The sequence below is a fragment of the Streptomyces sp. NPDC048275 genome (assembly GCF_040652275.1).
In the GTDB taxonomy this organism is placed as follows: Bacteria; Actinomycetota; Actinomycetes; order Streptomycetales; family Streptomycetaceae; genus Streptomyces.
Genome location: NZ_JBEZLR010000002.1, coordinates 31,935 through 44,260, shown reverse-complemented (window position 1 = coordinate 44,260; position 12,326 = coordinate 31,935). Strand labels below are relative to the sequence as shown.

The 12,326-nt window shown below is 69.9% G+C and carries 12 protein-coding genes; all 12 read right to left on the bottom strand.

Annotated elements, in window-relative coordinates; genetic code table 11:
* Positions 1-10: 10 nt before the first annotated feature.
* The gene (locus AB0D57_RS01525) at positions 11-1,621 is read right to left on the bottom strand and encodes a glycoside hydrolase family 13 protein (protein ID WP_362065766.1); all 1,611 of its coding nucleotides are present in this window, start codon (positions 1,619-1,621) and stop codon (positions 11-13) included.
* Between the two features lie 39 nt (positions 1,622-1,660).
* Positions 1,661-2,536 (bottom strand): carbohydrate ABC transporter permease, encoded by an 876-nt coding sequence (locus AB0D57_RS01520; protein WP_362065764.1) that lies wholly within the window; start codon positions 2,534-2,536, stop codon positions 1,661-1,663.
* Positions 2,533-3,495 (bottom strand): sugar ABC transporter permease, encoded by a 963-nt coding sequence (locus AB0D57_RS01515; protein WP_362065762.1) that lies wholly within the window; start codon positions 3,493-3,495, stop codon positions 2,533-2,535. Before AB0D57_RS01515 ends, AB0D57_RS01520 begins: the two co-directional genes overlap by 4 nt.
* Positions 3,496-3,503: 8 nt before the next feature.
* Complete coding sequence (locus AB0D57_RS01510; protein ID WP_362065760.1) at positions 3,504-4,850, bottom strand: sugar ABC transporter substrate-binding protein; 1,347 nt, start codon at positions 4,848-4,850, stop codon at positions 3,504-3,506.
* Between the two features lie 144 nt (positions 4,851-4,994).
* The gene (locus AB0D57_RS01505) at positions 4,995-5,993 is read right to left on the bottom strand and encodes a LacI family DNA-binding transcriptional regulator (RefSeq protein ID WP_362065758.1); all 999 of its coding nucleotides are present in this window, start codon (positions 5,991-5,993) and stop codon (positions 4,995-4,997) included.
* Positions 5,994-6,093: 100 nt separating this feature from the next.
* The gene (locus tag AB0D57_RS01500) at positions 6,094-6,792 is read right to left on the bottom strand and encodes a GntR family transcriptional regulator (RefSeq protein WP_362065756.1); all 699 of its coding nucleotides are present in this window, start codon (positions 6,790-6,792) and stop codon (positions 6,094-6,096) included.
* Positions 6,793-6,853: 61 nt separating this feature from the next.
* Positions 6,854-7,855 carry a proline racemase family protein gene (locus tag AB0D57_RS01495; RefSeq protein ID WP_362065754.1) on the bottom strand — a complete coding sequence of 334 codons (1,002 nt, stop codon included), beginning with the start codon at positions 7,853-7,855 and terminating at the stop codon, positions 6,854-6,856.
* A 32-nt stretch (positions 7,856-7,887) separates the two neighbouring features.
* Positions 7,888-8,784: a dihydrodipicolinate synthase family protein gene (locus tag AB0D57_RS01490; RefSeq protein ID WP_362066161.1), complete on the bottom strand. Its 897-nt coding sequence runs from the start codon at positions 8,782-8,784 to the stop codon at positions 7,888-7,890.
* Positions 8,785-8,871: 87 nt separating this feature from the next.
* A complete protein-coding gene (locus AB0D57_RS01485; protein WP_362065752.1) occupies positions 8,872-10,362 on the bottom strand; it encodes an NAD(P)/FAD-dependent oxidoreductase in 1,491 nt (496 codons plus the stop codon).
* Positions 10,355-10,654: a (2Fe-2S)-binding protein gene (locus tag AB0D57_RS01480; protein ID WP_362065750.1), complete on the bottom strand. Its 300-nt coding sequence runs from the start codon at positions 10,652-10,654 to the stop codon at positions 10,355-10,357. The genes AB0D57_RS01485 and AB0D57_RS01480 overlap by 8 nt, the downstream gene beginning before the upstream one ends.
* A complete protein-coding gene (locus tag AB0D57_RS01475; RefSeq protein ID WP_362065748.1) occupies positions 10,651-11,802 on the bottom strand; it encodes an FAD-binding oxidoreductase in 1,152 nt (383 codons plus the stop codon). Before AB0D57_RS01475 ends, AB0D57_RS01480 begins: the two co-directional genes overlap by 4 nt.
* A 138-nt stretch (positions 11,803-11,940) precedes the next feature.
* Entirely contained in the window at positions 11,941-12,294 is a 354-nt protein-coding gene (locus AB0D57_RS01470; RefSeq protein ID WP_362065746.1) for a VOC family protein, read from the bottom strand.
* Positions 12,295-12,326: the final 32 nt, after the last annotated feature.

Below are 12,326 nucleotides of genomic sequence, written 5' to 3'. Positions count from 1 at the left end.
GGCTGCGGTGTCAGGTGCGCAGCCAGGCCGCCGTGTCCTGGGGGAGGTGGCCCTCGGCGTCCAAGGGGCCGCTGGTGAGGAGGAGTTGGGTGTGGTCGGGGAGTTCGGCGGGGGTGTCGGAGAGATTGACCACGCAGAGCGTGCCGTCCGTGCGGGCGAAGGCGAGGACGCCGTCAGGGGTGGGCAGCCAGGTCAGCGGGCCGTCGCCGAAGCCGGGCTCGGTTCGGCGGATGCGGAGCGCCTCGCGGTAGAGGACGAGCATCGAAGCGGGGTCGGCTGCCTGGTGGTCGGCCGCGTAGGCCGGCCAGCCCGCGGGTTGCGGAAGCCAGGGCTCACCGCCGAAGCCCGCGTGGGGCGACGAGGCGGTCCACGGCAGCGGGACCCTGCACCCGTCCCGGCCCGGGTCGGTGCCACCGGAGCGGAAGTGCATCGGGTCCTGGATACGGTCGCGCGGTATCTCCGCCTCGGGCAGGCCGAGTTCCTCCCCCTGGTAGACATAGACGGCGCCGGGCAGGGCGAGTGAGAGCAGGGCGGCGGCGCGGGCACGCCGGGTGCCGAGGGCGAGGTCGGTGGGGGTGCCGAAGACCTTGGTGGCGAAGTCGAAGCCGGTGTCCGTGCGGCCGTAGCGGGTGACCGTGCGCGTCACATCGTGGTTGCACAGCACCCAGGTGGCGGGCGCGCCGACCGGGGCGTGCTCGGCCAGGGTCTCGTCGATCGACGTACGCAGCCGTCCGGCGTCCCAAGGGCAGGACAGGAAAGAGAAGTTGAAAGCGGTGTGCAGCTCGTCGGGACGCAGATAGCGGGCGAAGCGCTCGCTGTCGGGCAGCCAGACCTCGCCGACGAAGATGCCGTCGTAGGCATCGGCGACCGTGCGCCAGGAACGGTAGATGTCGTGGAGTTCGTCGCGGTCGACAAAGGGGTGCGGGTCGCGGTCCTCGACGAAGTCGGGCAGGTCCGGGTCCTTCGCGGGCAGCGCGGCCGAGTCGATGCGGACGCCGGCCACGCCCCGTTCGAACCAGAAGCGCAGGACGTCCTCGTGTTCCTGCCGGACGGCCGGGTGCGCCCAGTTGAGGTCGGGCTGCTCGGGGGTGAACAGGTGGAGGTACCAGTCGCCGTCGGGCAGCCGGGTCCAGACGGGTTCGGTGGAGCCCGCGAACTGCGACGGCCAGTCGTTGGGCGGGAGCTCGCCGTGTGCGCCGCGTCCGGGGCGGAAGTGGAACAGCGCGCGCTCCGGGCTGCCGGGGCCGGCCGCGAGGGCCGCGCGGAACCAGGCGTGCCGGTCGGAGACGTGGTTCGGCACGATGTCGACGAGGGTGCGAATGCCCAACTCCCGTGCTTCGGCGATGAGTTTCTCCGCCTCGGCGAGCGTTCCGAAGGCCGGGTCGATGGCGCGGTAGTCGGCGACGTCGTAGCCGCCGTCGGCCATGGGTGACAGATACCAGGGGTTGAACCACAGGGCGTCCACACCGAGTTCGGCGAGGTAGGGAAGTTTGGCGCGGACGCCCGCGAGGTCGCCGGTGCCGTCGCCGTCGCCGTCCGCGAAGCTGCGGACGTACACCTGGTAGATGACGGCGGAGCGCCACCATTCGCCCTGGGTGCGGGCAGGGGAATGCTGTCCCACGGTGCCTACCTTTCTGTGAAGCTCTGGAAGGGGGTGGGGTCAGCCCTTCGTGCTGCCCGCGCTGATCCCGGCGATGATGTGCCGCTGGAACACCAGGAACATCGCCACCATGGGGATGCTGGCGATCACCATCGCGGCGAGCAGCACGGTCAGCGGGATGTTCTGCGACAGCTGGACGAGGGCCACGCTGATGGGCTGTTTGTCGGTGTCGGAGAAGACCATCAGCGGCCAGAGGAAGTCCTGCCAGACGGCGACCAGGGCGAAGATCGACACGACTCCCAGGACCGGCCTGGACATGGGCAGCACGATCGACCAGAGGGTGCGCAGCCGGCCGGCGCCGTCGATCTCGGCGGCCTCCAGGACGTCGCGCGGGATCTGGTCGAAGAAGCGCTTGAGCAGGTAGAGGTTGAAGGCGTTGGCCACGGCGGGCAGCCAGATGCCGAGCGGGTCGTTGAGCAGGCTCACGTGGACGATCGGGAGGTCGGCGACCGTCAGGTACTTCGGGACGACCAGTGCCTGGGCGGGGACCATCAGGGTGGCGAGGATGCCGCCGAGGACGATCTTGCCGAAGGCGGGCTTCAGTTTGGACAGGGCGTACGCGGCGGCCGTACAGAAGACGAGTTGGAGAAACCAGGCGCCGGTGGCCTGCACCACCGTGTTCCAGAGGTGGGTGGGCAGGTCCATCAGGTCCCAGGCGTCGGTGTAGCCGCTGATGCTCCACCGGTCGGGGACGAGCGTCGGGGGTGTGCGGGCGACCTCGTCCGGCGACTTCATGGCGCCGGTGACCATCCAGTAGACGGGGAAGAGGAAGGCGAGCGCGAAGAGCAGCACCACGCCCGAAAAGACCGTCCAGTAGAGGGCTTTGCCGCGGCGGCGGGCCAGGGTGAGCGGTGAGACGAGTGTGCGGGTGCTCATGAGTCCTCACCTCCGGAGCGGGTCAGCCTCAGATAGAGCGCGGAGAACGCGCTGAGCAGAGCGAGAAGCATGACGCTCAGGGCGCAGGCTCCTCCGAAGTCGTTGTAGAGAAAGGCGTACTTGTAGATCAGGTACAGGACCGTCACGGTCGCGTTCTCCGGGCCACCGCCCGTGATCACGAACGGTTCGGTGAAGATCTGCATGGTGGCGATGATCTGCAGCAGCATCAGCATGAGGATGATGAAGCGGGTCTGCGGGATCGTCACATGGCGGACGCGCTGCCAGATGTTCGCGCCGTCCAGCTCGGCGGCCTCGTACAGCTCACCGGGGATGCTCTGCAGCGCGGCCAGGTAGATGAGGACGGTGCCGCCGAGGTTCGCCCAGGTGGCGACGATGACGAGGGAGACGAGGGCGGTGTCGGCGCCGTTGGACCAGTTCGAGGTGGGCAGGTGCAGGAAGCGCAGCGCCTCGTTCGCCAGGCCCGCTCCGGGATCGTAGAACCATTTCCAGAGCAGCGCGCTGACCACCGGCGGAATCATCACCGGCAGATAGACCACGACTCTGAAGACGGCCTTCGCGTGCCGGAGTTCGTTCAGCACCAGCGCCATCACGAAGGGGACGGCGAAGCCGATGAGCAGGGCGAGGAGCGTGAAGGTCAGGGTGTTGCGCCAGGCGGCCGCGAACTCCGGGTCGTGGAAGACGCGGGTGAAGTTCTCGGTGCCGACCCATTCCGCCTCCGCCCCCGGCGTGTACTTCTGGAAGGCGATCACGACCGCGCGGATCGCCGGGTACCAGGAGAACAGCGCGAAGCAGAGCAGGCCGCCGATGAGGAAGCCGTACGCCCGCGACTGGTCGGCCAGGCGCCGCCGCAGCGGCGGCCGTTGCGGTCCGGGCCTGGGCGCCTCCACCCGCCGTACAGCCGTCGGTGGAGGCACCGCGGGCTTCGATGCGGTCTCCATGAACGGTGTCAGCCCCGGGCCAGAATGGAGTCGATCTTGCCGGACGCGTCGCTCAGGAGCTTGTCGACGTCGGCGTCCTTCTTGGTGAGCACCGCGGAGACCGCGCCGTCCAGGACCGAGTAGATCTGCTGGGCTTGCGGCGGCTCGATCTTCATCTCCAGGCTCTGGTTGCCGTCGAGGAAGGCCTGGTAGTTCTCCACCGGGACATTGGCGTTGGCCTCCTTGACCTGCTGATCCTTGTCGTCTGCGGCGCCGGTGAACAGGCGGGGCTCGGGCAGGCCGACGGGCGCGTCGTTCTGCTTGGCGCGGGCGTAGTCGCCGAGGAAGCCGTCGCCGGGGGTGAGGAACATCGAGTCGAGCCACTTCAGGCCCGCCTTGATCTGCTCGGGCGTCGCCTTCTTGTTGAACATGTAGCCGTCGCCGCCGATGAGCGTGCCCTGGCCGCCGGGCATGGGAGCGAGGGCGAGGTCGTTGTAGTTGCCGCCCTTCTCCTTGACCAGGATCGGGATGTTGTCCGGCGCGGAGAGGTACATGCCGAGCTTCCCGGAGCCCATCATCTGCTGGACGTCGTTGATGACGAGGAGCTGCTTGCTGCCCATGGAGTTGTCGGTCCAGCGCATGTCCTTGAGGTTCTGCAGGACGGCCTTGCCCTCGGGGGTGTCGATGGTGGCCTTCTTGCCGTCCTCGCTGACGACGTCGCCGCCCTGTGAGTAGAGCTCGGCGGTGAAGTGCCAGCCGCCCTGGTTCTGGGCGCTGTAGTCGGCGTATCCGACGGTGCCGTTGCCGAGCCCGGCTATCGCCTTGGCGGCCGCGCGCAGTTCCTCCCAGGTCGCCGGGGGCTTCTCCGGGTCGAGGCCCGCCTGCTCGAAGAGCTTCTTGTTGTAGATCAGGCCCATCGAGTAGCCGGTGCGCGGGACGCCGTAGATCTTGCCGTCGACGGTGTAGATGTCGCGCAGCTGCTGCTGGATGGTGTCGTAGCTCTTGAGGTCCTTGACGTAACTCGTGATGTCCGCGGCCTGGTTGATGTCCACGACGTGCTTGGCGTCGGTGAAGTAGGTGTAGAAGACGTCCTCCATCTGGCCTCCGGCCAGCTTGGCGTCGAACGTCTTGGGGTCCTGACACGGGAACGCGTCATGTGCGACGACGTCGATGTCCGGGTTGGCCTTCTCGAAGGCCTTGATGTCGGCCTCGAAGAACGAGCGGTCGACCTTGGCGCTCTTGGGCGGCATGCAGTTGACGGTGATACGCGTCTTTCCGTCGGCCGTGTCGTCGCTCGAACCGCAGGCGGTGGCGGTGAGCGCGAAAGAACACGCCATGAGCGTGATGAAGGTACGGCGGAACCCGGTGCTTCTCATCGGTGGACCCCTTTGGGCAGGAGCGGGTGGAACCCTTTGGCGACCCGTGGCCTGGAGCGGTGGGCGCCGCACACTCAAGCACCGGCGACATCGGTCCGCAAGATGTCGCGCAGAATATGGAATTATTTGACAGCCACGCGTATCTCAGTGGCGAGGTGCTTGCGCAGTGGACCCTCGCACCACCAACTCCGGCTCGAACAAAAGCTCTTCGGCGGTGACACTGCTGCCGCCGATCTGCGCGTTCAGCAGCTCGACGGCAGCGCGCCCCATGGCCTCGATGGGCTGGCGCACGGTGGTCAGCGGGGGCTCGGTGCAGTTCATGAACGCCGAGTCGTCGTAGCCGACCACGGAGACCTCGCCCGGGACGGAGAGTCCCTTGCGGCGGGCGGCCCGTACGGCGCCGAGCGCGAGGGGGTCGCTGGCGCAGATGATGCCGGTGACACCCCGGTCGAGCAGCCGGGTGGCCGCGGCCTGTCCGCCCTCCAGGGAGAACATGGCCCGGGCGACGTGCTCGTCGGGCAGGTCGGGGGCGAGTGCGCGCGCCGCCGCGAGCTTGCGCCCCGAGGGCATGTGGTCGCCGGGGCCGAGGACAAGCCCGATGCGCTCGTGGCCGAGCGAGTCCAGGTGGCGCCAGGCCTGCTCGACGGCGACGGCGTCGTCGCAGGAGACGCAGGGGAACCCGAGGTGCTCGATGGCCGCGTTCACCAGCACCACGGGGATGTTGCGGTCCGCGAGCTGCCGGTAGTGGTCGTGCGGCGCGTCCGCCTGCGCGTACAGACCGCCCGCGAACACCACGCCGGAGACCTGCTGTTGGAGCAGCAGCTCCACGTAGTCCGCCTCGGAGACGCCGCCTTTGGTCTGGGTGCACAGCACCGGGGTGAGACCGAGCTGCGCGAGCGCCCCGCCGATCACTTCGGCGAACGCCGGGAAGATCGGGTTCTGCAGCTCGGGCAGCACGAGGCCCACGAGCCGAGCGCGTACACCGCGCAGTTGCGTGGGCCTCTCGTAGCCGAGCACGTCCAGTGCGGAGAGCACCGCCTGCCGGGTGGAATCGGAGACTCCGGGCTTGCCGTTGAGCACCCGGCTGACCGTGGCCTCGCTGACCCCGACCTTCTTCGCCACCTGAGCAAGTCGTCGCGTCATGCGCGCAAGAATATCGCAAGATATGCAAGTGGCTTGCGTAGTTGCAGATGGATCGGCTGGATCCCGTACGAGTGGATCGACCGGATCCCCTGCCGGTGGATCAGCCGGGTCGGCGAGCGGCCCAGAGGCCTCGGACATGGCCCAAGTGACGGGTCATCACTTCGCGTACGGCGTCCTGGTCGCGGTCGAGGAGCGCGTCGAGGAGTTCGAGGTGCTCCTCCGCGGAGTCCCGCAGGCGGCCCGCCTCGACGAGGGCGTTGAGGCCATAGAGACGGGAGCGCTTACGCAGGTCGCCGACGACCTCCACCAGGTGCGCGTTGCCCGCGAGGGCAAGGAGACCCAGATGGAAGCGGATGTCCGCCTCGATGTACGCGATGAGGTCGCCGGCCGCCGCCGCGGTCACGATCTCCCGGGCGGCCGGGCGCAGCGCCTCCAAGGAGACGGGGTCCGCGGTGGTGGCCAGTTCCACGGTGGTGGGGATCTCGATGAGCGCCCGGATGTGCGTGTACTCGTCGAGCTGCTTCTCGGAGACGGCGGTGACCCGGAAGCCCTTGTTGGGCACGGTGTCGACCAGGCCCTCCTTGGCGAGGTCGAGCATGGCCTCGCGCACCGGGGTGGCGGAGACGCCGAAGCGGGCGGCGAGTGTCGGCGCGGAGTAGACCTCACCCGCGCGCAGCTCGCCCGCGATCAGCGCGGCCCGCAGGGCGTCGGCGACGCGCTCGCGGTAGCTGCTCTTCTTCCCGCCGAGCGTCGGCAGGGCGGGAGCGGCGGAGGGTGCGCTGCTGCGCTGGGCGGCCATGGGGGTGTCTCCTCGTACGGGCATATGCAATGTCACGCGCTACCAGTATCTCCGGAAGGTCCTACAGGACGAATCCGGCCGGGAACGGATCGGAGGGGTCGAGCAGGTACTGGGCGGTCCCGGTGATCCAGGCGCGGCCCGTGAAGCTGGGCAGCACGGCGGGGATTCCGGCGACCTCGGTGGTGCCGAGCAGCCGGCCGGTGAACTGCGTCCCGATGAAGGACTCGTTCACGAACTCGGTGTGGAGCGGGAGTTCGCCGCGGGCGTGCAGCTGGGCCATGCGCGCGCTGGTGCCCGTACCGCAGGGTGAGCGGTCGAACCAGCCGGGGTGGATCGCCATGGCGTGCCGGGAGTGGCGGGCGGTCGCGCCCGGCGCGTACAGGTGGACGTGGTGGCAGCCGCGGATGGACGGGTCCTCGGGGTGGACGGGCTCGCCCTCGGCGTTGATGGCGTCCATCAGTGCCAGTCCTGCCTTCAGGATGTCGTCCTTGCGCGCCCGGTCGAAGGGCAGCCCGAACTGCTCCAGCGGCAGGATCGCGTAGAAGTTACCGCCGTACGCCAGGTCGTAGGTCACCGTCCTCCCGTCGGCGAGCGTGGCCTTGCGGTCGAGGCCGGCGGAGAAGGACGGCACGTTCTTCAAGGTGACGGCCTTGGCGGCGCCGTCCTCGACCGCGACCTCGGCGACGACGAGGCCCGCCGGGGTGTCGAGCCGGATGGTGGTGACCGGCTCGACGACCTCGACCATGCCGGTCTCCACGAGCACGGTCGCGACCCCGATGGTGCCGTGCCCGCACATCGGGAGGTAGCCCGAGACCTCGATGTAGATGACGCCATAGTCACAGTCGGGCCGGGTCGGCGGCTGGAGGATGGCGCCGCTCATCGCGGAGTGGCCGCGCGGCTCGTTCATCAGGAGCTGCTTGATGTCGTCGCGGTGCTCACGGAAGTACAGCCGCCGCTCGTTCATGGTCGAGCCGGGGACCGTGCCGATGCCGCCGGTGATCACCCGGGTGGGCATGCCCTCGGTGTGCGAGTCGACGGCGTGCAGGACGAGTTTGCTGCGCATGGGATCACTGACTCCTGACGGTGGAAGGCGGGTCAGGCGAGACCGGCGGTGACGGCCCGCTCCGTGGCGGCTCGGACGGCGGCCTCCTGCTCGGGCAGTAGCGGGACGCGCGGCGGGCGGACCGGGCCGCCATGACGCCCGACGATGTCCATGGACAGCTTGATGGCCTGCACGAACTCGACCTTCGAGTCCCAGCGCAGCAGCGCGTGCAGCTGGCGGTAGAGCTTGCCCGCCCTGTCGAGGTCGCCCGCGACGGCGGCGTGGTACAGCTCGACGCTCGCGCCGGGCAGCGCGTTCGGGTAACCGGCCACCCAGCCCTTGGCGCCCGCGACGGCGAGTTCGAGGAGAACGTCGTCGGCACCGATCAACAGGTCGAGTCCGGGGGCGAGTTCGGCGAGCTGGTAGGCGCGGCGCACATCGCCGGAGAACTCCTTGACCGCGTGGATGTACCCCTCGTCGTAGAGCTTCGCGAGCAGCTCGGGGACCAGGTCGACCTTGGTGTCGATGGGGTTGTTGTACGCGACGATCGGGATGCCCGCTTTGGCGACCTCCTCGTAGTGGGCGAGGACCGAGCGCTCGTCGGCGCGGTAGGCGTTCGGCGGCAGCAGCATCACGGACCGGCAGCCGGCGTCGCGGGCCTGTTCGGCCCAGCGACGGGACTCGGCGGAGCCGTAGGCGGCGACGCCGGGCATCACGCGGGAGCCGCCGATGGCCGCGACCGCCGTCTCGACGACCTTGGCCCGCTCCTCGGGCGTGAGCACCTGGTACTCACCGAGGGAGCCGTTCGGTACGACACCGTCGCAGCCGTTCTCGACGAGCCAGGCGCAGTGTTCGGCGAACTTGTCGTGGTTCACGGAGAGGTCGTCGTTCAGCGGGAGCGCGGTGGCGACGAGGACACCACGCCAGGGGCGGTTCTCGGTGGTGGTCATGTGCGGATCGGTGGTCATGTACGGATCCCCTCTCAATAAGGTGTGACATTTCACTGTGGGGTACGGCGAGGTGCCGCACCACGTGGGTCAGTCGCCCTCGGGCTCCCCGGCGCGGGCGAGGACACCCAGGGGCACCGGCCGGGCCAACAGCCGCCGTGCGGGCAGCTGTTCGCACCCGGCTAGCCCCGCGACCGCGGGCTCGCACATCCGGCCCTGGCACCAGCCCATGCCGGCGCGGGTGAGCAGCTTCACGGTCCGTAGGTCACCCGCGCCCAGTTCGCCGACGGCCTCGCGAATCTCACCGCCGGTGACCTCCTCGCAGCGGCACACCACGGTGTCGTCGGTGACCTGGTCCGTCCAGTGCGCGGGCGGTGCGTACACGGTGTCGAGCGCGGCGAAGAACTCCCGCATTCTCGTACGGGACTTGGCGGCCGGGGCCCACCCGCGCGGGTCGGGTTCGTCGCCGTTCAGCCTGGCGGCGATCGAGCGTCCCGCGATGTGCCCCTCGGCGAGCGAGAGCGCGGCGCCGCCGATGCCGGTGGTCTCGCCGGCGGCCCATACACCGGGCACGTCGGTCCGCTGTTCCTCGTCGACATGGACGTTGAGCCCGTCGATACGGCAGCCGAGCGACTCGGCGAGATCGGTGTGCGGCAGCATGCCGTGCCCGACGGCGAGCGTGTCGCACGGGATACGCCGCTCGGTATTGCCCCTGACGCGCCCGTCGGCGTCGAGCGCGGCCACGGTCACGGCGACGAGCCGCTCCCCGCCGTGCGCTTCCACGATCGTATGCCGGGGGAGCAACTCGACGCGGTGCCGCCGCAGTTGGGCCACGTACTGTACGCCCTCGGCGACCTTGCCGGGCTGGGCTGCCAGCGCCCCCGCCTTCCGCACGAACGCCTTCGGATCGGCCGACTCGACGAGCGCGACGACATCGACCCCGGCCGCGGCGAGCCCCGTCGCCACGGGCAGCAGCAACGGTCCGGTGCCGGCCACGACAGCCCTCCGTCCCGGCACCACGAGGCCGCCCTTGAGCATGGCCTGGACACCGCCGGCAGTGACGACACCGGGGAGAGTCCAGCCGGGAAAGGGCAGGACCTTCTCGTACCCTCCGGTGGCGAGGAGGACGGCGTCGGCGTGAACGGTGACGGGGACTTCCTGGAGAGGGCCGAGGAGGGCGTGAACAGCGAAGCCGCCGGGCAATGACCGCGGGCTCCGCGCAGCGGGGGCGGCCTGCGCGCCGGACGCGGCAGGCCCTTCCACGTGAAGCGCGCCCGCCCCGGGCGTCTTCCCGCGGTGCTCGACGAGCCACACATGATGGTCCGTCGCATGCTCGATCGTGCCCGCCTCCACCTCTCTGGCGAGCCCACGCGCCAGCCGTTCCCAGGTCCGCCACTGGTGGTGCAGCGCCCTCGGCCGCCGTGCCCCGAGTCCGGCCGCCGGCTGGCGGTAGAACTGGCCCCCGGCCTCCCCCGCCGAGTCGACCAGCGTCACGCGGATGCCGCGCGCCGCCGCGGCCAGCGCGGCGGCGAGGCCCGCCGGCCCCGCACCGATCACCGCGAGGTGCGGGCGCTCAGTCATCGTGGCCTGTCCCTTCCTGGGTGCGGATGGTGTCGCCCGGACGGACCGGTACGAGGCAGGCCCGTTGGTTGGAGCGGTCGTTGACGGTCACGAGGCAGTCGAAGCAGACGCCGATGCCGCAGAAGACGCCACGCGGGCGGCCCGCCCCGCGAGTGGTGCGCCAGGAGGTGACGCCCGCCGCCCACAGCGCGGCGGCAATGGTCTGGCCCGGCAACGCCTCGATGTCACGGCCGTCGAGAGTGACCGTGAACGCGGGCCCGGGCTGGGCCTGAACCAGTTCCAGGGGATTCACGCGGACTCCTGGGGGAAGCGGTCGGGTCGGAACGGCGCGAGGTCGAGGTCGGGCGTCTTGTCGGCGAGGATCTGCGCGATCAAGTGACCGGTACCGGTGGCGAGCCCGATACCCGCGCCCTCGTGCCCGCAGGCGTGGAAGAGGCCGGGCACCCGGGGGTCGGGCCCGATCGCGGGCAGATGGTCGGGCATGTACGGGCGGAACCCCAGGTACGTACGCAGCGCACGCACCTGCGACAGGAACGGGAACAGCCGAGTCGCCCCCGCGGCCAGGGCCCGTACGGCCGGCAGCGAGAAGGAGCGGTCGAAGCCCACCCGCTCACGGCTCGCGCCGATCAGGATCGGCCCGGCCGCGGTCCCCTCCACGACCGGCGAGGTCTGCAGCGCGGCCGAGTCGCTCGCCACGTCGGCCACATAGTCGGCGGCATACACCTTGTGCCGCACCAGCCGGGGCAGCGGCTCGGTGACGAGGACGAACCCGCGCCGGGGCAGGACGGGCAGGGAGACCCCCGCCAGCGCCGCCACCGCCGAGCCCCAGGTCCCGGCCGCGTTGACGAGGGCCGGGGCATGGATGTCACCCCGGCTGGTCCGCACCCCACGCACCGCGCCCTCCGCCGTGCGCAGCACCTCGGTCACGGTCCACCCGGTCAGCAGCCGCGCGCCCGACGCCCGCACCAGGTGCGCGGCGGCCAGCGCCGGCATCACCTGGGCGTCCTGCGGGTACAGCACGCCGCCCGCGAGCCCGGGGGCCAAGTGCGGCTCCAGGTCGTGGAGTTGGTCGGCCGCGACCGACAACGCGCAGACCCCGGCGGCCCGCTGCCCCGCCGCGAAGGCTTCCAGCGCGGCCAGCCCCTCGGGTGCGGCGGCCACGACGACACCGCCCTTGGCCTCGTACTCGATCGCCTGCCCGAGCGACTCGGCAAGACCGGCCCACAGGCGCCCCGACAGCAGCGCGAGGTCGAGCTCGGGCCCCGGCTCCTTGTCGGAGACGAGCAGATTCCCCTCACCCGCGCCGGTCGTGCCGCCGGCCACCGGACCACGGTCCACCAGGACGACGTCCAGGCCCGCCCGCGCCGCGTACAAGGCGCAAGCCGCGCCCACCATTCCGGCTCCGACGACCACGACGTCGCAGGTCAGTCGCTTGCTCACATCAGTACTATGTCACATGCTTCTCTCTCGGGGAATAACATCGCTGGAACCAGCGACGACACGCAAAAGAGCTGCCCGCAGCGTGATCAGGTCGAGCGGCGGACGAGTTCGCGGCATCGGACGCTCAGTCAGGAGTTCTTACTGACGCCGCTGGCCAAGGACACAGAACTCGTTACCTTCGGGGTCTGCCAATACAACCCACGATTGATCACCCTGGCCGATATCAACACGCTGTGCGCCATGAGCCACCAGACGAGCCACCTCGGCGTCCTGGTCATCAGGCCTGAAGTCGAGATGCAGTCGGCTCTTGGCTTTCTTGCTCTCATCAAGCCGGACGAAGTCCAATCCCGGCAGGCGATCCGGCTCCGGGCGGATCTCGAACTCCTCATCAGAGGAGTGGACCACCACCCACCCAAGAGCCTCGGCCCACCACTGTCCCAAGGCCACCGGATCTACCGAGTGAACAATCACCTGTTCCCATTGCAAGGTCATCCGCAAAGATTGGACCTGGCAAGGCTTCGAAA